Origin of the sequence: Novosphingobium album (ex Liu et al. 2023), assembly GCF_029076845.1 — a bacterium.
In the GTDB taxonomy this organism is placed as follows: domain Bacteria; phylum Pseudomonadota; class Alphaproteobacteria; order Sphingomonadales; family Sphingomonadaceae; genus Novosphingobium.
Genome location: NZ_JARESE010000036.1, coordinates 16,009 through 37,746 on the forward strand (window position 1 = coordinate 16,009; position 21,738 = coordinate 37,746).

A 21,738-nucleotide genomic window follows, 5' to 3' on the forward strand; every position below is an offset into this window, starting at 1 on the left:
TCAGCGCCGTTAAGAAATCGCGTGGCGCGGCTTAGTGAGGAATGCCTAGAGTCTGTCCTGTCTATACGGCACCGGCCCCCGCCCGACCTCCCATCAAGTATACTTCCGTGGGAGGTCGGGGGGCGCGGGCCGGTGCCGATTCCGTTAAAGGCGGACAGACCTAGAACTGCACGTCGAGCGTCAGTGTGTCGGTATGTGTGCCGGCGGCCGGCGTCGGCTGGTTCGGCGCGATCTCGGCGCGGTAAGTATAGGTCTGGCTGGTGGTGCCGTTGTAGATGCCCGCGTTCGTCGTCGCTTCGCCGCTGCCGCGCCGTTCGCCGCCGGTGGCGCCCCAGCGCGCGCCGGACGCGGCCGGATAGAACAGGTCATAGGCGATGAACGCGCCGCCGTTCGACAGGCGGCGCACGCCACCCGATGCGTGCAGGCCGTTGTTGATGCCCACCGTATAGGCCGCGTCCTTGGAGCAGAGCAGCGTGATCGTGCGTGTCACCGGATCGAAGCTGCCGACCAGCGGCGCGCTGCCGAAATCGACCGGCGGGGCGGTGATCGCGCAATCGCGCTCGACCACCAGCGAAAGCGTGACGGTGCTGGTGCCGGTGCCGGTATCGCGCACGAGGCAGATCAGCGCGCCGACCGAGCAGATGTTCCAGTTCCACGCTATCGTGACCGTGCTGGTATAAGTGCCGGCGGCGACCTGTGTGCCGGGGACCGTGCGGAAATAGAGCGGCAGGGTGCTGCCCGGCCCGGTGAACAGGTTGAGCAATCCCAGGAAGGTCGTGCTGGTCCAGGTGATCTGGTTGCCGATCTGGTAGGTCGCCGCGCAGCTGGCATCGCGGCAGATGAGGAAGGGAAGGTAATCGCCGGTGGCGGGATCGTGCAGCCGGGGCTGGTTGCCGTTGCTGCCGGTGGCGCTCTGGATCGTCGCGGTGATGGTGTTGGTGGTGATCAGCGTCAACGTGCCGCTGCCCGAGCAGGCGATGCCTGACGAAGCGGTGGTGCCCTGCGCGCTCGCGGCGGCGGCGAAGGAGCTGACCGTGCCCAGGCTGGCCGTGGCCGAAGAGGTGGTGCAATCCGCGCGCGCCGGTTGGGTCATGACCATCGCCAGCAGCAGCGCGAGCAGCGTGGCCCAGCCTTGCCGGGCGGAAAGGCGGTTCATTACAGGCATGGCAGCGGTCCGATCGGTTCCGCGCCCGCGCGCGCGATATCGAAGGCAAAGCGGGCCGTGCAGGTGGTGCCGTCTTCCAGCGTGGCGGTCAGCCGGTTGTCCGGCGCGAGATTTTCCAGATAGGCCTCGCCTTCCCAGGCGATCCGCGTGGCAAAGCCGCGATCGGTGCTGACCGGGGTTCCGGCGGGAAGCGGCTTGCCGGCGCGATCGTTCAGCACCACCATGGCGGCGGCCAGCTTGCGCACCGGGAAATGCACCAGCCGCCCGCCGCCCAGCGTGACGGCGGCGTATTGTTCCACCACCGGGGTGGAGACATCGGCGGAAAGGTCCAGCGGGTCGATGGCGAATTTCGCGGGCTGGTATGCCTTGACCCAGGGCACCAGCAGATAGCCGCCGCGTCCGGTCACGCCCACGCGCTGGTTCTCGTGCAGCACCGGCACGCCGGCAACGCCATCGGTGCTGACCAGCACGAAGGCATCGTTGATCCGGTTGGCGGCGAACACGCCGCCGCCCATCAGGACCAGCGAGCCGCTGACATCGGCCCATTGCGTGTCGCCCTGGCGCGAGCCATAGGCGCCGGCCTGCACTTGCGCGAAAGGCGCGCGCCAGGTCAGCTCGGCCTGATACTGCTCGCCGTGCCGGTCGCCGTGGGCCAGCTCGGCGCGCCAGCCCAGCCCGCCCTCGGTCGGCACCGCGCGGCTATAGGCGATCCGTTCGCGCAGGCTGCCTTGCGGGTCGCGCTCCACGCCGCCCACGGCGGTGCCGCCGCGCCCCAGCGAAACCACGAGCTGGACCATCGCCGAAGTCTGTTCCTTGTCCAGATCGCGGTTGGCCGAAACCAGCATACTGCCCCGGTTCCACAGCGCCTTGAAGTACGACAGGTTGGCCAGCCGCATACCCTGCGCCTCGCCCCCGGTCTCGATATAGCTACCGCCCAGCGTGCCCAGCCGGGCCGGCAGCACCAGATTGGCGCTCACTTGCGTTTCCTCGCGCGCGGCGCGCGCTGGCGCGACGCCGTAATTGCCCAGGTCGACATAGTCGCGGTCCCGCTCGGTGTGGCGCATCGCCAGGTTGAAGCGGCGGTTGCTGTATTGATAGCCCACCTGGATCTGCGTGCCCTGGGCCCCGTCATGGCGGCTGACCGTTCCCGAAACGTCGATCACGCCCAGATTGCCGATGCGGATCGTGCCGCCCGCGCCGCCCAGCGCCAGCGATCGCGCGCCTTGCGCCTGCGCTTCCACCGTCAGCCAGTCGGTCAGCCCATGGCGCCAGGCGCCGCTGGCCGCCATCGCGCCGTAGGCGAAGTTCTCGCGCCCGTAATCACGCCGCAGCTTGCCGATCGAGACGGCGAAATCGTCGAGGCCGGGGCGCAGCAGCGTGTTGGCGACATAGAAGGGAATGCTGGTGCTGATCCGGCGCCCTTGCGCGTCGGTCGTCACCACCACCGCCTCGCCCGCGCCGCTGACATAGGGCATGTCGGTGAGGGTATAGGGGCCGGGGGCAAGCTGGCCGCTCGACGTGTGGTGCCCGTTGATGAACAGGTCCACCGCGCTGGGCACTGCCGCCGTGCCGGAAAAGCTGGGCAGGGGATAGGTGACGATATCGGGCCGGACGCTGAAATCGCGCGAAAGCTGCACGCCGCCCAGCCGCACCGGGCTGGTCGAAGGCAGGGTGCGCGTAACCAGGTCGCCCGCTTCGTAAGTCAGCGCGCGGTCATCGTCGATATAGGTCCATTGCGTATCATAACGCGTGAAGCGCCCGCCGCCTTTTCCGGCCAGCGGCTGGCGGTACACTCCGGTGCTGCGCACCACGCCGAACCGGCCGAACACGCGGGCATCGTTCCACAGCGCGGCGGTGGCATCGCCGGTGCCGCCGCGCGCAAGGTAAAGGTCATAGTTCAGCACCGCGCCAAAGCTGCTTTCGGGCTCGATCCGCACCGGCGTCGGGCTGTTTCCCAGCGTCTGCTGCGGCAGCCACTCGCTGGGAACATGCAGCAGCAGGCGCTGGCCCGCCTGATCGTAGCTGGCGACGACGCCGGCCAGATCGGCCAGGTCGATCGGGCCAGCCACGGGTGGCGGCACCCGGATATGCACGCCGCGCAAGTCGTCCGCGTCCACCAGGAAGCGGCCGGTGCGCGCCTCCACGCCGACGACGCGGCCGGTCGGCGCATCGTTGACCACCAGTTCCAGCCGTAGCTGCAGCGCGGCGGGCAGGATCGCTTCACGCGGCGGCGGAGGCAGGCCGGCCAGTGCCGCCGTGGGCAGGGCTCCGGCGATCAGCAGGGGCAGCAGGCGGCAGGACCGGGGCAGGGCGGTGCGCGCGATCACGGCTCACTCGGGCGCGCATCCCGCAATGGTGATCCGTTCGCCTTGCCGCCCGGCCATGCTCAGCGGCTCGCGGCCCGTGGCGCCCTTGGGCAAGGGCCGCGTCAGCGCCGCGCCGGGCAGGACATAGCCGACCAGCCCCGCCCCCAGCGAGGCCGCGCCCGCCGGTGTGGTGAGCGACAGATCGACCACGCGTGCGTGCACCGGGCCGATATTGCGCAGCCGCAGCGCCTTGCCTTGCGGCCCGTCCGCCAGTTCGCAGCGCAGCAGCGCCGCCGCCCTGGGCGATGCGGCGGCAACGGATGCGGGATCGGTGCCGGCGCCGTACGTGAACAGCGGCAGCGAATAGCGCATCTGGAACTGGACGGCGACCGCGCCCGCCGCCGTGCCCTCGGGCGATGGATTGGCCGGGGTGGCGCGCGTCGGCACTTCGTCGATGATGATGCGATAGGCGCTTTCGCCGGGCGCGCGCTGATCGCCCTGGCGGGACAGGCGGATCACTTGCCGCTGGCCGCCGGGGATTTCCACCACCGGCGGGCTGGCGGAAACCTCGCGCTGTTCCTCGTACTGGTCCTGGCCGTCGGCCTGGGTCCAGCGATAGACGCGGATCTGCAGCATCGCCGGGGTCTTGCCCCGGTTTTCCAGCCACAGCATGGCGCCGCCCCGGTCGGCCGTGATCACCGGGTCGATCGGCCAGATGAGCAGCGGCGTGGCCGCGCGGACGGCGGGGGCGGGTGTTGCCGCCGCCATCGCGGTGGCGGCGATCGCGGTCAATAAGCGGAAGGGTAAGCGCATGATGTCACCAGGCGAATGTCACGACCACGGTATCGCTGTACGTGCCGGCGGGACGATCTCCCGGCAGGACCAGCCGTCCGTAGATCGCGGGCGTGATGGGAAGGGATTCGCTGAAGCTGATCGGAACCGGCTGGTCCGCGATCAGCTCCTGGCTGAACCCGGCGTCGCGATAGAGGCGATAGGCGATGCGGCTGGTGCCGGCCTGGCGCTGCAGGTTGCGCGCGCTGTCGGCGTGAAGCCCGGCGCCGATCGCCATGGTCAGCGCCACCGAGGGCGTGCAGCGCATCGAGACGGCGGAATTCCAGGCCATGACGGCCGTGACCGGGCCGGTTTCCAGTGCCGAATGGGTGCCGAAATCGAGCGTGCCGGTCTGGCCGATCGCTTGCCCGCTGGCGGCCGTGTCCCCGTTGATCTCGCAACCGGCGACGATCCTTGCCGCAAGGTCGAACGTCGCGCTGGTTTCGGCCCGCGCTGGCGGAACGGCCAGGGTAGCAGCCATGCCCGCGGCCATGCACAGACGCCCGGCCATGCGCCTTGCCGGGGCGGACATGTCAGAAGCCCAGCGTGACCGAGATCGTGTCGGTATAGGTTCCGGCCACCAGTCCGCTGGCGCCCAGGGCGCGGCCATAGATCGGGATGTCCTGCATGGTGCCGTCGGCCGTCACGGGAATGGTCGCGTCATTGTCGAGTACGTTCTGGAAGCCGGCGTCCGAATAGATGTCGTAAGGCACAAAGTGCGCGTTGAAGGCCATGGCGCGCCCGGAGCCGTTCACCTCGCCATCGTTGTTGCCACTGGCAAAAGTAAGTGTCGCATCGGCGCCCGGGGAGCAGCGGATTTCGATCGTATTGCCGGCGCCGGACTGAAGCTGGGTGGTCGCCTGCGTGAAAAAGGTCGAATGCGAGCCGAAATCCAGTGTGCCGAAATCGACCCCGTTCGTTCCAGTACTGCCATTTACTTCGCACGCGGCGGTCAGTTCGATGGTGGAGTCAATAGTGCCGATCACCGTCTGAGCATTGGCCGACGTATGGATTGCAAGGCCCGCGACCCCCAAGACTGCGATTGAGATGTTCCTCATCATTACAAAAACCCCGTACTATTAAGTATGGATATCGAATTATTATTGTAAGATTAATGCATTTGTTGATTACGATATTCCCACGGAATTATGAATTTTGGGTTCATTAATGATATTCTTCATACCGAAATGGGTTCGCATTGACCCCATTTTAAGGATCGAAATGAACATAATTTCCGAACTCGCGCATCTGTTGGGAAAAGGGCGCGAGGCGGTGGCGCGCCGGGCATTCATCATCACGCCCTGACCCGCCCGCCGCCTTGCGTCGCCCGGCGCGCTTCGATAGTGAGCACTGCATAAGCGCCGCTGGCGGCGGAACGGGAGTGGGACATGCTGAACCTTGATGGACTGGGCTACCGGGACAAGACGATCGTGGTGACGGGCGGCGCTTCGGGCATGGGCGAGGCGACGGCGCGGATACTCGGCGAACTGGGCGCCAAAGTGCACATCGTCGATATCCAGGCGCCCAAAGTGCCGCACGCAAGCTATCATGCCTGCGACTTGTCCGATTTCGCGCAAGTGCGGGCAACGGCCGCGGCGCTCCAGGCCATTGCGCCGGTCGATTTCCTGTTCCCCTGCGCGGGCCTGCCGCCGCACATCAAGGGCGCGCTTTACTGTATGCGGGTGAACTACATAGGCACCCGGCTGTTCGTCGAATCGCTATTGCCGGCGCTGGCCGACGGGGCGGGGATCGCGCTGATCTCTTCGGACGCGGCGCTCGGCTGGCAGAAGAACCTGGCGCAGAGCATGGAAATGCTGGCCATCGCCGACCCGGACGAGGCCTATGCCTGGTGCGAGGCCGATCCCGCCGCGCGCGTGCGCGATGGCTACACCAGTTCCAAGGAGATGCTGGTGGTCTGGGTGCAGCACGCCGCGGTCAAGCTCGGGCTCGATCGCCGCATCCGGCTCAACGCGATCGGCCCGTGCCCCACGCGCACCGCGTTCATGGACGAGCAGGAAAAGCTGCTGCCCGAAGGCTTCCTCGATGCCTGGCCCTATCCCTCGCTGGGCCGCATCGCCACGGCGGAGGATCAGGCCTGGCCGCTGGTCCTGCTCAACAGCCCGCTCAACGCCGCCGTCACCGGCGCGTTCCTGTTGACCGACCAGGGCTTCGCCAGCGGCGTCTACACTGGCGCGATCGACCCCGGCTTCATGGGCGGCGCGGCCTGAGGAATTGGGAGGGTGGTTTGAAATGCGCCTTCCGGCGCGTTTCCCCACAAATCCTCTGCTCAGAAGTCGAACTGCACGCCCAGGCGGATCGAGCGGGGCTGGAGCGGGGTGATCTGGTTGCGGTCGCGCACCTGGAACGGCGATCCCAGCGCGAAGCGGTTGCCCTTGGCATCCAGCAGGTTGGTCAGCGAAAGGCTGTAGCGCACGTCGCCCGCGTGCAGCGTCGCTTCGAGCCCGGTATCGACATAGTCGCCTTGCGGCTGACCCAGAACCGGCCCGATGCCCAGCGTCGAATCGCCGACGTAGCGGCCGAAGCCCGACACTTCGAGGTCATGGCCCGCGTCGAGCGGGGCCGACCAGGTGAAGCCCACCCGCGCGGTGACGTCGGCGATGTTGGGCAGCCGGGTGAAGCTGGCTGGCCCCGCCGATGGCTGCAGCGTGTTGAGGATCGTCTTGCGCTCCGTCACCTTGCTGCGGTTGAGATAGACCGCCGCGTCCAGTTCCAGCGCGGGGGCCGGGCGCCAGCGGCCCGAGGCGCCGAACGACAGCACGCGGCCATTGCCGACATTGGTGGTGGTGGGAAAGCCATAGCCGTCGATCAGGTCGGCCTGGATATCGCGCCAGTCGGTCCATGAGGTGCTGGTCTCCAGCTCCAGCCCGTCGCCGCGATAGCGCACGCCCGCTTCCAGCGAGCGCACCCGGTCGCCCTGATAGCGCTGCACGTATTCGCGCCGTGCCGCCACGCCGCCGGGGCGGAAGCCTTCCTGATAGCGCGCGAAGAACGTCGCTTTGTCCGAAGACTGGTAAGCCAGCGCCACCGAGGGCAGGAATCGCGTTTCGGACCGGCTGGCGCGCGCGCCGGGGTCCAGCTTGTAGACCAGCGAGAGCGGCTGCAGCGCGTCCTCGACATCGCCCGAAAGGCGCGAATAAGTCAGCCGGCCGCCCACCGTCAGGTTGAGGCGCGCGGCCGGCGCCAGCGTCGCCTCGCCATAGACGGTCGCTTCCTCGACCCGGTTGTTCACGCCGGTCAGCGGGCTGCGCAAGGTCATCACGTTCATCCCGCGATTGACCCGCGCCTCGTTGCGCAGCAGGCTCGCCGCGATCAGCCAGCCGGTGCCGTCGGGTGCGCTGCGGGCGAGGCGGGCCTCGCCGGTGAACATATGGATGCGGTTCGATTGGCTGTAGCTGGCCGTCACCGCGCTATCGACCGGGGATTGCGCCGCGTCCGCCGGGTTGGCCAGCGCCGGCCCTTCGAACAGCTCGAACACCTTCTGGTAGGCGAAGCCGAACGAGGAGGTGAACTCGATATCGTCCCAGGTCTTGCGCAGCACCACGTCGGCCAGCAGGAAATCGTTGCGATAGGGCTGCGCCATCGCGCTCGATCGCTTGAGCCCGCCCAGATCGCGCTCGGTATACTGGCTGTCCTTGCCGTCGATGCGCTGGCCGACCACGCTGGCATCGACGGTCCACCCGGCTTCACCTTCATAGCGCAGCGACACGCGGCCGCCGGCCGAATCGACATCGTTGATGTCCTTCAGGCCCCGGCCGACATCGTCGATATAGCCATTCTCGACCGAGCCGAAGCCCACCGCGCGCAGCCCCAGCTTGCCCGCGACCAGCGGCAGGTTGATCACCGCGCCGCCATCGATGCCGGGCCGGCCGTGCTCCACCCCTTCGATGCCCGACCAGATCGTGCCGCCCACTTCATCCAACTGCGGCTCGCGCGGCACCACGCGCACGATGCCGCCCAGCGATCCCGCCCCGTAAAGCGTGCCTTGCGGGCCTTCGAGCACTTCGATCCGGCGCACGTCGTAAAGCTTCAGGCTGGGATCGGGCGCGCTGTAGGTGATCCGGCTGTTGCCCCAGTACTGGCCGACGGTCGCCTGCGTCGGGCCGACGAAGCTGGAATCGGCGATGCCCCGGATGAACAGCTTGTTGCGCCCCGGCCCCAGATGGGTGGAAATGACGCTTGCGGTCGTCGCCTCGATGGCGTCGGTGCCGGTCTTGCCGGCGGCGACCGAGACACGATCGCCCTCGACGATATGGACCATGCCCGGATAAGCGCCGATCGGAATCTCGCGCTTGGTGCCGGTGACGACGATCTCGATCGGCGGCGGGGATTCGAGCGGCCGGGGTTCCTCGCGCACGCTCAGCGCCACGGGCACCGGCGCGGCTTCGCGCCGTGCCTCGGGATCGATCTCGATCAGGAAGGTATCAGCCGCCACGCGCCGCGCGCGGGCACCCGATTGTCGCAGCATCAGCACCAGCGCCTCGCCGGTGGTCAGCCTGCCGCGGACGGCGCGCACTTTCAGCCGGGCCACGTCGCGATCGCGAAAGCCGATGCTGGCCCCGCTCTGCCGGCCCAGCACGCGCACGGCCTGGTCCAGCCGGGAAGCGGGCACGGCGATATCGATCCGCTCCTCGCGAGCGAGCGCGGGAGACGCCAGGAGCACCGCCGCGATCGGCGCGAGACTAACGAGGCGCAGCATCAGCGGGCATCATCTCCCAGGCATCCGCGCCCTCGGTGATCGTCACGCCGAGCAGCGGCCCGACCCGCGCCATAATGTCCTTTGCTGAACCCTCGATTGCCAGCGTGCCGCTATAGCGGATGCGCTCGGCGCCGGGCGCCAGGTGGATCGGCTTGCCGACGCTGCGCGACAAGTCGCGCGCGACGGTCGCCAGCATTGCGTTGTCATATTGCCGCAGGCCTTCGCGCCAGCTGCCGATCGAGGCCGGATCGGCCTTGCGCAGTTGCGGCCGGGCCGATCCGTCGGGGCGGACCAGCGCGTCGCCCGGTTCCAGCCGGATCGGCTGGCGCGCGGCATCATAGATCACCGCGCCTTCGGCCACCGCCACTTCCAGCGCGTCCCCGTCGCGCACGACATTGAACACCGTGCCCGCGTCGATCAGGCGGGTGTCGCCGGCCATGACGACGAAGGGCGTGGCCGTATCGTGATGCACTTCGAACAGCGCTTCGCCGCGCTCCACCGTCACGCGTCGGGGATGCTCGGGATCATAGGAAATGGCGGTGCCCCCGTTCAGCGCGATGCGCGTGCCGTCGGACAGCGCCACGCTCATGTGCTCGCCGGGCGCGGTGACGATCTCGGTGCCGGCGGGCCTGTGGCCCATCACGCTCCAGGTGCCCACGCCCGCCAGCGTGGCGGCGATCGCGCCGGCCAGCAGCGCGCGGCGGCGCGACAGCGCCGGGCGCGCCGGGGCGGGGGAGCGGGCGAAAGGGACCGGGCGGCTCTCGCCCACGACCAGGCCGGCGGCCCAGGCATCTTCGTCCAGCGCCGTCTCATAGGCGGCAAGGTGGCGTGGATCGGCTTCCAGCCAGGCCGAAAGGCCATCCCAGTTATCGAAATCGGGCTCGTTCACCCGGATCATCCACAGACGGGCCGTGTCCATGAGGTTTGAATCCTCCTCGGTCATGTCCCCGCCCTCATTTGTGACGTAGCCGCGCGTGTCATTCCGCATCGAATTTCGCCTTGAGTTGCGCGACGGCGCGGTAGGCCTTCTGCAAGTCCTTTTCGACCGAGCTGAGGCTGATGCCAAGTTCCTGTGCAATGGTGATCTGGCTGATTCCTTCAATACGATAGCGGCGGAAGATCCGCGCCACGCGCGGGCCCAGCTGTTCGAGCACGGCATCGACCGCGCGCAGACGCTCGCGCGCGATCAGGACGCGTTCGCCCAGCGGCTCTTCCTCGGCGGTGGGCGCGGTCTCGTGCCAGTCGAACTGGCGGCGCTCGCGGCTGAGGTTGGAGCGGCGGACATCGCGCATCAGGTTTTCGGCGGCGCGGAACAGATATGACATCGGATCGGCGATGGGGTGACCGGCCGCGGTGCTGACGCGCTGCCACAGCTCGTGCAGCATGTCCTCCGCCTCGTCGCCCGCGCCGCGCGCGGCCAGGAAGCGCATCAGGCGCGACCGCTCGTTGATGACCACGCCTTGCAGGCCGCTGATCTGCTGCTCGCCTTCAGTCCCGGGCAATGGCATCGCCTCTGTGCGCCGTGCCGATTCAGCATCCGCGTCCGGGGTGGCGCCTGGATAGCCCGCGCGGACTTGCGACAAGGCAGAATCGCGCACCACTCTCAAGACCCCGCTCCCGGCTCACCGGCCATTTTTGCGCGGCGTCGTGCGAAATCCGAGACATGCGGAGTGGCCGCCGTCAGCGGCGCGAGGCGCACCGCCGTGCGTTCCGGGGCGGCGCTCCATGCGCGGTCCGACGCGCGGGCCGCCCTGCCGCCGAGATAGGCGAGCGGGTTTTCCGGGCGGCCATCGCTGCGCACCTCGAAATGCAGGTGGCTGCCGGTGGAATGCCCGGTCGATCCCATCAGGGCGATCGTCTCGCCTCCGGTCACGGCCATGCCCGGCTGCACCAGGATGCGCGAAAGGTGCGCATAGCGCGTGTGCAGCCCGCCGCCATGGTCGATCTCCACCATCTGGCCATAGCCGCCCGCGTTCCCGGCGAAGCGCACGAAGCCCCCGGCCGAGGAACGGACGGGCGTGCCCAGGGGCCCCGGAATGTCGATCCCGGTGTGCATCCGCCAGCCGCCCCGGATCGGATCCGCGCGATAGCCGAAGCGCGATGTCAGCCGGGGCATCGCCGGCGCCGGCATGGGCGCAGGGGTCGCTGCTGCCGCGCGCGCGCGCCTTGCCGCCGGGGCCGGATCGGCGCCCGGGCCTCGTGCCCGCGCACCTTGGGCCCGTGCGGGCGGGGCGATCTTGTCGGCCGGAGCATCCAACCAGTCCATCATACGCATACGAAACACCTCGCTGTCTCCGCCGGGCAGCTCGGCCGGGGCCGACGCGAAGGCCGGTGCCGTACTGGCAAGCAGCCAGGCGCCAAGCGGAATAAGGGACGTAGAACGGACGGGCATCGCAGGAAGGACGGAGACCTCGCGGCCAACCCGCAAGCCGGGCGGAAAAAAATTTCGCGCGGCATTTTTGCTTGCGGGAGCGGCCGGCGCGCTCCGTCTCCCCCCATGCCAGCAACGCTTTTCACGAATGGGAGGCCAATCTTATGAATACCAGTGAACGCGCCATGCTCGACATGCTCAGGAAAGGCCGGGACGATTTCGGCGTCGTCGCGGTCAAGGCCGAGTTCGAGGCCGAAGGGACCCGGCCCGACGAGCTGCTGCGCCTGCTTGAACTGGCCCATCGCGCCGACCTTGGCGTCGCGATCAAGATCGGCGGCTGCGAGGCGGTGTCCGACCTGCTCGCGTCCCGGCTCTATGGCGCGGACTACATCATCGCCCCGATGGTGGAGACGCCTTATGCCCTGACCAAGTTCGTCGAGGCGCGCGCCAAGACCTGGGGCGAGGATGCCCACAACGCCAAGTTCCTGTTCAACCTCGAAACCCAGAGCACGCTCGCCAATCTGGAAGCGATGCTGCCGGTCGCGGCGGCCCACCTTGACGGCATCGTCTTCGGCCGGGTCGATTTCACGCTGTCGTGCGGGCTGCCGCGCGGCGCGATCAACACCCGCCAGGTGACGGACGCGGTGCTCGCCGCCGCCGGGGCCTGCGCCGACAACGATCTGGAACTGGTCGTGGGTGGCTCGGTCGCGCTCGAAGCGGTCGCGGCGCTGCGCGAGATCCGGCAGGTCCGGCTCGATCGGTTCGAGACGCGCAAGGTGGTGTTCGATGGTGCGGCGGCCGAATCCGCCCGCTTCGAGGAAGGCATCGCCAATGCCGTCGCTTTCGAGCTGGCCTGGCTGGAAAACAAGCGCGACTACTATCGCGCGATCGCCGACGAGGACCTGGCCCGCATCCGCATGATGCAGGAACGCAGCGCCACCGCCGCGCGCGCGCGCATCGCGAGTCTGGCGGCCTGAGCCCCATGTCGCCCGGCACCTCCCTTGGTCAGCAGGTCGCGGCGTTGATGCGCGCCGTCGCGGCAAGCGTGGTCCTGCCGCGCTTCCGCCGGCTGGCCGCGCACGATATCGCCGAGAAGAGCCCCGGGGAGGTCGTGACCAGCGCCGATCTGGAAGCGGAACGGCGCCTGGCCGATGGCCTTGCCGCGCTTTGCCCGTCAGCGCGGATCATCGGCGAGGAAGCGGTCGCGCAGGACCCGGGCCTGCTCGATCGCGCCGGCGAGGGGCTGGTCTGGCTGATCGACCCGCTGGACGGCACGGCCAATTATGCGCGCGGGCAGGCCCCGTTCGGCATGATGATCGCGCTGGTCGATCACGGCGTGCCGCAAGCCGGCTGGCTGCTCGATCCGCTGCGCGACCGGATGTGCCAGGCCGAGCGCGGCAGGGGCGCGACCTGCGATCGCGAGCCGGTGCGCGCCCGGCCGACCGGCGCGGCCTTGCCCGTCGCGGCGCTGGGCACGCATTTTCTTCCGGCCGCCCGGCGCGAGCGGGTGCACGCCCATGCCGGGCGCCATTGCGCGGTGGTGGCCGTGCCACGCTGCGCGGCGGAAAGCTATCCGCGCCTCGTGCTGGGCGAGAACGACGTCGCGCTGTTCCAGCGCTCGCTGCCGTGGGACCATGCCGCCGGCGCCCTGTTCCTGGAGGAAGCGGGCGGCCGGATCACGCATTGGGATGGCTCGCCCTATCGCGTCGGCGGCGCGGCCGGCGGCATCCTTGCCGCCGCCAGCGCGGCTTTGTGGGAGCAGGCGGCGCGCGTCCTGCTCGGGCCCGAGGCGGGGCTGATCCCGGCGGAGGCATGGGCCGCATGAATTCGTATTCGAGGCATCTGGCGGCGGGCCTTGCGCTGGCCGCCCTGCTTCCGGCCGCGCCGGCATTGGCGCAGCTATCGCTACCCGTCGTTCCCGCGCAGCAGCAGGGCGGCGGCGGTTTCGGCAACGCCAGCGCGGGGCAAGCAGTCCCCCCCGCGCAGGCCGCGCCGTTCGAGCCTGCGGATCTTGACACCAACCCCCCGTCCCAACCGCAGGCGGAAACGGCAGAGCAGGCGCCAGCCGAGGAGACGAAGCTTACCGGACTCAACGCCCCAAGCGAGTTCGAAAGCTTCGTCTCCACCATTGCCGGCAAGCCGCTGCGCCGTTTCGGCGCGGAACTGCTGGTGCCCGGAACGCGCGACTTTTCCGCGCCGCCCACCGCCACGATCCCGCCCGATTACCGGCTCAATCCCGGCGACCAGATCCGGCTGGCGCTGGCCGGATCGGTGCAGGCGACCAACCTTCGCCTGACGATCGACAGCGAAGGCCGCGTCTTCGTACCCAGGGTGGGCGCGATCATGCTGGGCGGCGTGCGCTATGGCGATGTGCGCGAAGTGGTCGCGCGCGAGGTTTCACGCCAGTACCGCAGCTTCGAGATCGAAGTGACGGTGGCGCGGCTGAAAGGCGTGACGGTGTTCGTCACCGGCTTTGCCGCGCGCCCCGGATCGTTCAGCGTCGGCAGCCTGGCGACGCTGGTCAATGCCGTGCTGGCGGCGGGCGGCCCCGCGCCGGGCGGCAGCTTCCGCTCGATCCAGCTTCGGCGCGGCGGGCGCCTCGTATCCGATTTCGATCTTTACGACCTGCTGCTGAAGGGCGATCGCACCGGCGACATGGTGCTGCAGAACGGCGATGTCATCTACATCGCTCCGGCCGGCGAGCAAGTCGCCGTGATGGGTAGCGTCAATCACGAGGCGGTGTTCGAGCTGGCTCCCGGCGAGACGCTGGCCGACGCGCTGCTCTATGCCGGCGGGGTCAATACCATCGCCGATCGCAGCCGGCTGATGGTGCTCGATTCGCTGGGGGCTGCCGATGCCGGCTGGCGCGAGCTGTCCGCCGCCGAGGCGCAGGCGACGCCGGCGCGGCGCGGTGACGTGATCCGCGTGCTGACCAATGCCGGCATTGCCCGGCCCTTGCAGCAGCAATCGCTGCTGGTGACGATCAGCGGCGAAGTGGCCCGGCCCGGCCGCTATTTCTTCAAGCCCGGCACCCGCCTGGCCGATGTCGTGGCCGAGGCCGGCGGGCTCACCACCGAAGCCTTTCCCTATGCCAGCGTCATCACCCGCGAAAGCGTGAAGCAGCAGCAGCGCGCCAGCTTCGAGCGGGCGGTGGCCGATGTCGAAACCGTGCTGACCGCACAGCCGCTCACCTCGGTCAACCGATCGCAGCTGATCCAGCCGGCCAATGTCGCGATGATCCAGTCGGTGGTCGAACAGATGCGCAAGCGCGAGCCCACCGGGCGGCTGGTGTTCGACCTGCCGGTGGAGACCGCGAGCCTGCCGGGCGAACTGATCCTGGAAAACAACGATACGATCTATGTGCCGCCCCGGCCGGTGACGGTGGGCGTGTTCGGCGCGGTGCCTTCGCCCGCCTCGTTCGCCTATTCGGACGGGCGCAGGATCCGCGATTTCGTCAAGATGGCGGGCGGCATCCAGAACCTGGGCGACAAGGCCGAGATTTTCGTGGTGCGCGCCAACGGCACGGTGATCGCCGACGGGCGCCGCACGCTCAACGCCCGGGCCTTGCCCGGCGACCTGGTCTTCGTGCCGATCGATGCCGACCGCGGCGAGTTCTGGGCGCGGCTGCGCGATATCACCGGCACGCTGTTCGGCGGCATCGTCGGCGCCGCCTCGGTCAAGGCGATCGCGCAATGAGCTGGCCTCGGCGCCTGACCGGCGCATTGTCCGATCCGCGTATGCGGCGGCGGGGCTATGGCGTGCTGGCGCTGGTGCTGCTGGTGCTGTGCTTCTTTCCGCAGCCTTACGTGGCGCGCACCAAGTTCGTGCCGCAAGACCCCAGCAGCCTGGGCATCGGCAGCATGACCAGCGCGTTCGGCAGCCAGTTCCAGGGCTTCGCCGCGCTGCTGGGCGGGGCCAAGCAGCCGATCGACATGTATCTGGCCATCGCGCGCAGCACCGAAGTGACCGACGCGGTGATCGCCCGGCTCAGGCTGGTCGGGCCGCAAGGCTATGGCGACGAGCGGGCCGCGCGGATCGCGCTGGCGCGCAAGGTGGATATCCATTCGCTGACCGGCGGCATCATCGAGGTGGAGGCCCGCACGCACGATGGCGGCGAGGCCGAGCGCCTGGCTCGCGCCTATGCCGGCGCGATCAGCGATCGCATCATCAACCTGGGCGATGACCGCACCCGGCGAAAGCGCGGTATCGTCGAGCATCGCTTCGCCGAGGCATCGGACCGCGTGGCCAAGGCCGAGGCGGCGCTCGACGGCTTCCGGCGGCGCAACAACCTGGCCGCGCCCGAAGCGCAGCTCGGCTCCGAGCTGTCGCTGCGCGCCAACCTGCAGGCCCAGCTCCAGGCCAAGAAGGTGGAGCTGCAGACGATGAGCGGCTTCCTCGGCCCGGAAAACCCGAAGCTGCGCGCCATGCAGTCCGAAATCGCCTCGCTCCAGCAGCAGATCGCGCGCACCGCGACTCCGGGCAGCGACGCGGCCGGGCCCAATGTCGCGGGGCTGAGCCAGGTTTCGGGCGAATACCTTGATCTCTATCGCGACTACCGCTTCGCGCAGGCGCTTTACGAAGTCTACGCCCGCTCGTCCGAGGAAGTCGCGGTCGAGGCGCTGGCGGGCGAGACCGCATCGGACGTGCAGGTGATAGAGGCCGCCCGGCTCGATGCCGATCGCAAGCTCAACATCGCGGCCGTCGCGGTGCTGGTGCTGGTCCTGCTGCTGGCCGCCTTCACCGAGCTTTACGCGCCCGCCACGGGCCTGCGCCTGCCGCTGATCGGCGGCCGTCCGATGCGCGGGGCACCCGCGCGGGAGGAGGCGACGCGATGAGCCGGCCCGAACTCTCAATCGTCATCCCCTGCTTCAACGAGGCCGAGAACGTGCGCGCCATCTGCGATGCGGTGACGGCCGAAGCGCGCAAGATCGCCTTCTCGCACGAGATCGTCCTGATCGACAATTGCTCGACCGACGGCACGCGCGCGATCATCCGCGCGCTTTGCGCCGAGGACGCGAACATCCGCGCGATCTTCAACAATCGCAATTACGGCCAGATGCGATCGCCCACCTATGGCATCTATCAGGCCTCGGGCGATGCGGTGATCGGGATGGGCGCCGATTTCCAGGACCCGCCGGCCATGATCGGGCCTTTCGTGCGACAATGGCGCGAAGGCGCGCAGATCGTGCTGGGGCAGCGCCGGTCCGAGCGCGCGCCGTTCCCGCTCGGCTGGGTGCGGCGCGTGGGCTATGCCCTGCTGTCGCGCTTCGGCGACTATCCGGTGATCCCCGGCGCCACCGGCTTCGGCCTGTTCGATCGCAAGGTGGTGGACGCGCTGGCGCGCTGGCACGAGCCCGAACCGTTCTTCCGTGGAATGCTGGTGGAAAGCGGCTTTCGCCTGGCGGTGCTGCCGTTCGATCGCCCGGCGCGCGCGGCGGGCGAGAGCAAGAACGGCTTTCGCTCGCTCCTCGCCTTCGCCATCTCGGCGCTGGCCGGCTCGGCGCGATCGCTGCTGCGGATGCCGCTGCTGGTCTCGATCCTGGCCGGGCTGATGACGCTGGCGCTGATGTTCGGCGCGGTGATCGCGCTGGCCGCCGGCGGTCCCACCATGCCGCTGGCCTGGCTGGCCGTGGGCACCGGCGCGTTCACGCTGGTGATGCTCTCGCTCGGGCTGATCGCCGAGCAGGTGCGCCTCCTGGCCGAGCGCAGCCGCAACGTGCCGCTGGTGATCGAGGAAGAGCGGATCAACTTTCCGCCCGGCGCGCCGCAGGCGGCAGGCCCGGCCGGGAAACCGCCAGCGCCGCGATGAACCGCGCGGCGCGCATCCTTCCGCTCGTGCCCGAAGTGCTGCTGGCGCTCGCCGTGCTGGCCAGCCTTGCGGCCACCGCGCTGTTCTTGCGTGCCAACGGCTATCTGCCGCAGCCCTTCGTGTTCGATACCAACGACACCTTCATGGACTGGTTCAACACCGCCTACTGGGCGCAGAACCGGGGCGCCTACGATGTCTGGGGCAGCATCTATCCGCCGCTCTCGTTCGTCTTCCTCGATCTGTTCGGCCTGCCCGGCTGCTACCTGCAATCGCCGTTTTACGCGCGCGATTGCGATTGGCTGGCGCGGGCGACGATCCTTGGCTTCTACCTGCTCGACGTCGCGCTGCTCTGGCTGAGCTTCCGCCGCGCCGATCCGCGCACCGCGCCGATGCGCACGATCGCGCTGGGTCTTGGCCTGCCGCTGCTGTTCACGCTGGAACGCGGCAACCTGATCCTTGTCGGCTTCGCCTGCTTCGTGCTGGCGCACGGGCCATTGCTGCGCTCGAAAGCCGGGCGAGCGCTGGCGGCGGCGGCGACAGTGAACTTCAAGCCCTACCTCGTCCTGCCGGTGCTCCAGCTGGCGGTGCGGCGGCGCTGGCGGGCGCTGGAACTGGCCGGTATCGCCAGCGTGGCGCTCTATTGCGCGACGCTGGCCTGGGTCGGCTCGGGCACGCCGCTGGAACTGGCCGACAACACCGCGAAATGGATCGTCTACCAGGGCGCGCAGATCTGGAACGAGGTCAATTACGCCACCAGCTATGCCCCGCTGCTGAAGATCCGCGAGGCGCAGGTGCCGCTGCTCACCTTCGTGCCTTCGCGCACGGTGGAGCTGATCGAGCTTGCCGTGCCGCTGGCGATCCGTGCGACGCAGATCGTCGCGCTGGCGGGGCTGGCGGCGGCCTGGGTGCAGCCCCGCGCGGTGGCCGGCCCGCGCATTGCCGCGCTGCTGCTGGGCGCCTATCTGGCGACCCAGTCGCCCGGCGGCTATACCCAGACGTTCCTGCTGTTCCTGGTCCTGCTCGAACCGTTCCGCCGTCCGGGGCCGGTGCTGGCGGTGATCTGCGCTTACCTGCTGTGCCTGGTGGGCGACGTGCCGCTCGCGCCGATCCTGGAGATCAGCAGCCGAAGCTGGCTGGGCGGGCGCGACGTCATTCCCGAATTCGGCCTGACCTGGGGGCATTTCCTGCGCCCTGGCCTGCTGCTCGTGATCGTCTGGGCGCTGGCCTGCGACACGATCCTGCTCGCCGCGCGGGCGCATGGCCGGCACCGGCCGAACCTGTGGCTGGCCCCGGCATGATTCTGGCCGAGGATCTCAACGCGGTCACGTGCGCGCTCGCCCCGCTCTGGCCCCGGCTCGATGGCGCGCGCATCTTCATGACCGGCGGCACCGGCTTCATCGGCCGCTGGATGCTCGAAGCGCTGGCGCGATCGGGCGCGGCCGCCGAAGTCGTGCTGCTGAGCCGCGATCCCGCCGGCTTCGCCGCGCGCGCGCCGCACCTTGCCGCCGGCGTCGAGTTCGTCACGGGCGACACCGCCAGCTTCGCCTTCCCGCAAGGCCGCTTCACCCATGTGATCCACGGCGCGACCGACGCCAGCGCCGCGCTCACCGCCAGCGACCCGTGCCGCATGTTCGACACGATCGTGGGCGGCACGCGCCGGGTGCTCGATTTCGCCATGGCCAGCGGCGCCCCGCGCGTGCTGTTCATGAGCTCGGGCGCGGTCTATGGCGCGCAGCCCGCCGACGTCCCGCACGTTGCCGAGGACTGGATGGGTGGCCCCGATCCGCGCGATCCCAGATCCGCCTATGCCGAGGGCAAGCGCGCGGCGGAAACGCTTTGCGCGATCCATGGCCGGCAGTTCGGCCTCGACATCGTCACCGCGCGCATCTTCGCGTTGCTGGGGCCGCTGCTGACGCTCGACATCCATTTCGCCGCCGGCAACTTCATCCGCGACGCAATCGCGGGCCGCACGATCCGCGTCGAAAGCTCGGGCGAGGCGGTGCGATCCTACCTCTATGCCGCCGACCTTGCGGTCTGGCTCTGGACGCTGCTGGTCAAGGCCGCGCCGGGCGCGGTCTACAACATGGGTTCGGAAGAAGCGGTCTCGATCGCGGAGCTGGCCCAGCGCACCGCCAGCGTGCTCGGCGGGCCGGGAGTCGAGGTGCTGGGCCAGCCCGATCCCGGCTGGAACCCCGGCCGCTACGTGCCCTCCACCGCGGCGATCCGCCGCGATCTTGGCGTTACCGCCACCATCGGCCTCGACGAGGCGATCCGGCGCACCGCCCTTTCCAACGGATGGATTCCATGACTCTGGTAAAACTCTCCGACTGGGTCGCCGCCCGGCTGGCCGAACACGGCATCCGCGATGTTTTCATGCTGACCGGCGGCGGCGCGATGCACCTCAACCATTCGCTGGGCACGCATCCCGCGCTGAAGACCACGTTCACCCACCATGAGCAGGCGCTCTCGATGGCAGCGGAAGCCTATTACCGGCTGACCAACCGGCTGGCGGTGGTCAACGTCACGTCCGGCCCCGGCGGCACCAATGCCATCACCGGGGTCTATGGCGCCTATGTCGATTCGATCGGGATGCTGGTGATCTCGGGCCAGGTGAAGACCGAGACGACGGTGCGCCACACCGGCCTGCCGCTGCGCCAGTACGGCGATCAGGAACTCGATATCGAGCCGATCGTGCGCCCGATCACCAAGTATGTGGCGATGGTCACTGATCCGCGCTCGATCCGCTATCATCTGGAAAAGGCGCTTTACCTTGCCACCAGCGGGCGGCCGGGGCCGGTCTGGCTCGACATCCCGCTCGATGTTCAGGCGGCGAAGATCGATCCCGACGATCTGCTGCCCGGCTTCGATCCGGCCGAGCTGGACGAATCGTGGCGGCGGACCGGATTGTCCGGCGTTGCCACCAAGATCCTCGGGCGGATCGCGCGGGCCGAACGGCCGGTGGTCTTCGCTGGCGGCGGCGTGCGGCTGAGCGGGGCGCACGAAGCGTTCCTCGCCCTGATCGAGAAGCTGGGCATTCCCGTCGTCACCGGCTGGAACGCGCACGATGCCTTGTGGACCGACCATCCGCTGAATTGCGGCAAGCCGGGGACGGTGGGCGATCGCGGCGGCAACATGGTGACGCAGAGCGCGGACCTGCTGCTGGTGCTCGGCAGCCGGCTCAATATCCGGCAAGTCAGCTACAACTGGCACAGCTTTGCGCGCGAAGCTTACAAGATCTGGGTCGATATCGACCCGGTCGAGCTGAAGAAGCCCAATGTCGTGCCCGACATGCCGGTGGTGGCCGACTTGTCCGACCTGATCCCCGCGCTGCTCGAAGCCGCATACGAGGGACCGACCGACGCGCACCGCGAATGGCTGGCATGGTCGCGCGAGCGGGTGCGGCGCTTTCCCGCGGTGCTGCCCGAATATCGCGACCATGGCCCGCGCGTGCATCCCTACGTGGCGATGGACGAGCTGTTCGGCCAGCTTGGGGAGGACGAGATCGTCGTCACCGGCAACGGCAGCGCCTGCGTCGTCAGCTTCCAGGCGGCGCATATCAAGCGTGGCCAGCGGCTGTGGACCAATTCGGGCTGCGCGACGATGGGCTATGACCTGCCGGCCGCGATCGGCGTCTGCGCCGCGACGGAAAGCCGCCAGCGCGTGATCTGCATCGCCGGCGACGGCAGCATCATGATGAACCTGCAGGAACTGCAGACGATCGCGGGCAATACGCTGCCGGTGAAGGTCTTCCTCATCAACAACGCGGGCTATGTCTCGATCTTCCAGACGCACCGCAATTTCTTCAACGGGGTCGAGGTCGGCGGCGGGCCCAAGAGCAACGTCACTTTCCCCGATTTCGCCAGGGTCGCCGCCGCGTTCGGCCTGGCCTATTCCCGCGCCGAGACGCACAACGACTTGCCCGGCGCGATCGCGGCGGCGCTGGCCGCCGATGGCCCGGCGATCTGCGAGATCGTGGTCGACGAGAACGTCGCCTTCGCGCCCAAGCTCGGCGCCAAATCGCACCCCGATGGCCGCATCACCTCGCCCGCGCTCGAAGACCTTTCGCCCTTCCTGCCGCGCGAGGTGCTGCGCGAGAACATGCGCATCGCATTGATGGACGAGCTGTGACCCGGCTTGCTCATCACGACGCCGCCCGCCCGTTCCGGTTCCTCGTGGCGGGCGGCGTCAACACCGTGTTCGGGATCGCGTTCTACCCGGCCCTGCTGTGGGCGGTGCCTACGCTGCGCGTCCACTACATGGTCGCGCTGGGCGTGGCGCAAGTCGTGTGCCTGGGCTTCGCCTTCGCCACGCACAAGTTCGGTGTGTTCCGCACGCGCGGCACCAACTGGCTGCGCGAGTTCGGCACCTTCGCCAGCTTCTACCTGTTCAACTATGCGGTGAACTGGGCGGCGCTGCCGCTGCTGGTCGAGCTGGCCGGCATCCCCCCAGTGCTGGCGCAGACCGGCTTCACCCTGGTGCTGGTGGCCACGAGCTGGTTCTGGCACAGCCGCGTGACGTTCCGCCCGGCGGCCGAATAGC

General features: G+C 68.9%; 19 protein-coding genes. 10 read left to right on the forward strand and 9 right to left on the reverse strand.

Annotation, left to right across the window (positions count from 1 at the left end; translation table 11 throughout):
* Positions 1-160 precede the first annotated feature (160 nt).
* From PYV00_RS11530 to PYV00_RS11550, 5 genes are read right to left on the reverse strand one after another with little or no spacing between them, the layout of a single operon-like run.
* Positions 161-1,156: a Csu type fimbrial protein gene (locus PYV00_RS11530; protein ID WP_275228414.1), complete on the reverse strand. Its 996-nt coding sequence runs from the start codon at positions 1,154-1,156 to the stop codon at positions 161-163.
* On the reverse strand, positions 1,156-3,492 hold the full coding sequence (locus tag PYV00_RS11535) for a fimbria/pilus outer membrane usher protein (protein ID WP_275228415.1): 2,337 nt from the start codon (positions 3,490-3,492) through the stop codon (positions 1,156-1,158). The genes PYV00_RS11530 and PYV00_RS11535 overlap by 1 nt, the downstream gene beginning before the upstream one ends.
* 3 nt (positions 3,493-3,495) lie before the next feature.
* Entirely contained in the window at positions 3,496-4,263 is a 768-nt protein-coding gene (locus PYV00_RS11540; RefSeq protein WP_275228416.1) for a fimbrial biogenesis chaperone, read from the reverse strand.
* Between the two features lie 25 nt (positions 4,264-4,288).
* Positions 4,289-4,783 (reverse strand): Csu type fimbrial protein, encoded by a 495-nt coding sequence (locus PYV00_RS11545; protein WP_275228417.1) that lies wholly within the window; start codon positions 4,781-4,783, stop codon positions 4,289-4,291.
* A gap of 52 nt (positions 4,784-4,835) precedes the next feature.
* The gene (locus PYV00_RS11550; RefSeq protein WP_275228418.1) at positions 4,836-5,363 is read right to left on the reverse strand and encodes a Csu type fimbrial protein; all 528 of its coding nucleotides are present in this window, start codon (positions 5,361-5,363) and stop codon (positions 4,836-4,838) included.
* A gap of 327 nt (positions 5,364-5,690) precedes the next feature.
* Here PYV00_RS11550 and PYV00_RS11555 point away from each other — a divergent pair, with 327 nt between their 5' ends.
* Entirely contained in the window at positions 5,691-6,530 is an 840-nt protein-coding gene (locus PYV00_RS11555) for an SDR family oxidoreductase (protein ID WP_275228419.1), read from the forward strand.
* A gap of 59 nt (positions 6,531-6,589) precedes the next feature.
* On the opposite strand, the gene PYV00_RS11560 is transcribed toward PYV00_RS11555, so the two are convergent.
* The 4 genes from PYV00_RS11560 to PYV00_RS11575 all read right to left on the reverse strand — a co-directional run bounded on the left by PYV00_RS11560 (position 6,590) and on the right by PYV00_RS11575 (position 11,150).
* Positions 6,590-9,019 carry a TonB-dependent receptor gene (locus PYV00_RS11560; RefSeq protein ID WP_275228420.1) on the reverse strand — a complete coding sequence of 810 codons (2,430 nt, stop codon included), beginning with the start codon at positions 9,017-9,019 and terminating at the stop codon, positions 6,590-6,592.
* Positions 9,003-9,938 carry a FecR family protein gene (locus PYV00_RS11565; RefSeq protein ID WP_275228421.1) on the reverse strand — a complete coding sequence of 312 codons (936 nt, stop codon included), beginning with the start codon at positions 9,936-9,938 and terminating at the stop codon, positions 9,003-9,005. Before PYV00_RS11565 ends, PYV00_RS11560 begins: the two co-directional genes overlap by 17 nt.
* A gap of 58 nt (positions 9,939-9,996) precedes the next feature.
* On the reverse strand, positions 9,997-10,521 hold the full coding sequence (locus PYV00_RS11570; protein ID WP_342803811.1) for a sigma-70 family RNA polymerase sigma factor: 525 nt from the start codon (positions 10,519-10,521) through the stop codon (positions 9,997-9,999).
* A 101-nt stretch (positions 10,522-10,622) separates the two neighbouring features.
* Entirely contained in the window at positions 10,623-11,150 is a 528-nt protein-coding gene (locus tag PYV00_RS11575) for a M23 family metallopeptidase (protein ID WP_275228422.1), read from the reverse strand.
* A gap of 404 nt (positions 11,151-11,554) precedes the next feature.
* Between PYV00_RS11575 and PYV00_RS11580 the strand changes: the two genes are divergently transcribed.
* Genes PYV00_RS11580 through PYV00_RS11620 form a run of 9 tightly spaced genes read left to right on the forward strand, consistent with a single transcriptional unit; the run spans position 11,555 to position 21,737 of the window.
* Complete coding sequence (locus tag PYV00_RS11580; RefSeq protein ID WP_275228423.1) at positions 11,555-12,367, forward strand: aldolase/citrate lyase family protein; 813 nt, start codon at positions 11,555-11,557, stop codon at positions 12,365-12,367.
* 5 nt (positions 12,368-12,372) lie between these two features.
* Positions 12,373-13,215, forward strand: a complete 843-nt coding sequence (locus PYV00_RS11585; RefSeq protein WP_275228424.1) for an inositol monophosphatase family protein — start codon at positions 12,373-12,375, stop codon at positions 13,213-13,215.
* Positions 13,212-15,086 carry a polysaccharide biosynthesis/export family protein gene (locus PYV00_RS11590; protein WP_275228425.1) on the forward strand — a complete coding sequence of 625 codons (1,875 nt, stop codon included), beginning with the start codon at positions 13,212-13,214 and terminating at the stop codon, positions 15,084-15,086. Before PYV00_RS11585 ends, PYV00_RS11590 begins: the two co-directional genes overlap by 4 nt.
* Positions 15,083-16,225, forward strand: coding sequence for a capsule biosynthesis protein (locus PYV00_RS11595; RefSeq protein ID WP_275228426.1), 1,143 nt, complete (start codon positions 15,083-15,085; stop codon positions 16,223-16,225). The genes PYV00_RS11590 and PYV00_RS11595 overlap by 4 nt, the downstream gene beginning before the upstream one ends.
* The gene (locus tag PYV00_RS11600; RefSeq protein WP_275228427.1) at positions 16,222-17,199 is read left to right on the forward strand and encodes a glycosyltransferase family 2 protein; all 978 of its coding nucleotides are present in this window, start codon (positions 16,222-16,224) and stop codon (positions 17,197-17,199) included. The genes PYV00_RS11595 and PYV00_RS11600 overlap by 4 nt, the downstream gene beginning before the upstream one ends.
* Positions 17,196-18,497: a hypothetical protein gene (locus PYV00_RS11605; RefSeq protein ID WP_275228428.1), complete on the forward strand. Its 1,302-nt coding sequence runs from the start codon at positions 17,196-17,198 to the stop codon at positions 18,495-18,497. The genes PYV00_RS11600 and PYV00_RS11605 overlap by 4 nt, the downstream gene beginning before the upstream one ends.
* Complete coding sequence (locus PYV00_RS11610; protein ID WP_275228429.1) at positions 18,494-19,507, forward strand: NAD-dependent epimerase/dehydratase family protein; 1,014 nt, start codon at positions 18,494-18,496, stop codon at positions 19,505-19,507. Before PYV00_RS11605 ends, PYV00_RS11610 begins: the two co-directional genes overlap by 4 nt.
* A complete protein-coding gene (locus PYV00_RS11615; RefSeq protein ID WP_275228430.1) occupies positions 19,504-21,327 on the forward strand; it encodes a thiamine pyrophosphate-binding protein in 1,824 nt (607 codons plus the stop codon). The genes PYV00_RS11610 and PYV00_RS11615 overlap by 4 nt, the downstream gene beginning before the upstream one ends.
* Positions 21,324-21,737 carry a GtrA family protein gene (locus tag PYV00_RS11620; RefSeq protein WP_275228431.1) on the forward strand — a complete coding sequence of 138 codons (414 nt, stop codon included), beginning with the start codon at positions 21,324-21,326 and terminating at the stop codon, positions 21,735-21,737. Before PYV00_RS11615 ends, PYV00_RS11620 begins: the two co-directional genes overlap by 4 nt.
* Position 21,738 lies beyond the last annotated feature (1 nt).

What these genes read in the sequence shown, in the direction of transcription:
- PYV00_RS11530 (WP_275228414.1), bottom strand. Translation starts at nt 1,156, where the DNA reads ATGAACCGCCTTTCCGCCCGGCAAGGCTGGGCCACGCTGCTCGCGCTG.
- PYV00_RS11545 (WP_275228417.1), bottom strand. Translation starts at nt 4,783, where the DNA reads ATGGCTGCTACCCTGGCCGTTCCGCCAGCGCGGGCCGAAACCAGCGCG.
- PYV00_RS11550 (WP_275228418.1), bottom strand. Translation starts at nt 5,363, where the DNA reads ATGATGAGGAACATCTCAATCGCAGTCTTGGGGGTCGCGGGCCTTGCA.
- PYV00_RS11555 (WP_275228419.1), top strand. Translation starts at nt 5,691, where the DNA reads ATGCTGAACCTTGATGGACTGGGCTACCGGGACAAGACGATCGTGGTG.
- PYV00_RS11560 (WP_275228420.1), bottom strand. Translation starts at nt 9,019, where the DNA reads ATGCTGCGCCTCGTTAGTCTCGCGCCGATCGCGGCGGTGCTCCTGGCG.
- PYV00_RS11565 (WP_275228421.1), bottom strand. Translation starts at nt 9,938, where the DNA reads ATGGACACGGCCCGTCTGTGGATGATCCGGGTGAACGAGCCCGATTTC.
- PYV00_RS11575 (WP_275228422.1), bottom strand. Translation starts at nt 11,150, where the DNA reads ATGCCGGCGCCGGCGATGCCCCGGCTGACATCGCGCTTCGGCTATCGC.
- PYV00_RS11580 (WP_275228423.1), top strand. Translation starts at nt 11,555, where the DNA reads ATGAATACCAGTGAACGCGCCATGCTCGACATGCTCAGGAAAGGCCGG.
- PYV00_RS11585 (WP_275228424.1), top strand. Translation starts at nt 12,373, where the DNA reads ATGTCGCCCGGCACCTCCCTTGGTCAGCAGGTCGCGGCGTTGATGCGC.
- PYV00_RS11590 (WP_275228425.1), top strand. Translation starts at nt 13,212, where the DNA reads ATGAATTCGTATTCGAGGCATCTGGCGGCGGGCCTTGCGCTGGCCGCC.
- PYV00_RS11595 (WP_275228426.1), top strand. Translation starts at nt 15,083, where the DNA reads ATGAGCTGGCCTCGGCGCCTGACCGGCGCATTGTCCGATCCGCGTATG.
- PYV00_RS11600 (WP_275228427.1), top strand. Translation starts at nt 16,222, where the DNA reads ATGAGCCGGCCCGAACTCTCAATCGTCATCCCCTGCTTCAACGAGGCC.
- PYV00_RS11605 (WP_275228428.1), top strand. Translation starts at nt 17,196, where the DNA reads ATGAACCGCGCGGCGCGCATCCTTCCGCTCGTGCCCGAAGTGCTGCTG.
- PYV00_RS11610 (WP_275228429.1), top strand. Translation starts at nt 18,494, where the DNA reads ATGATTCTGGCCGAGGATCTCAACGCGGTCACGTGCGCGCTCGCCCCG.
- PYV00_RS11615 (WP_275228430.1), top strand. Translation starts at nt 19,504, where the DNA reads ATGACTCTGGTAAAACTCTCCGACTGGGTCGCCGCCCGGCTGGCCGAA.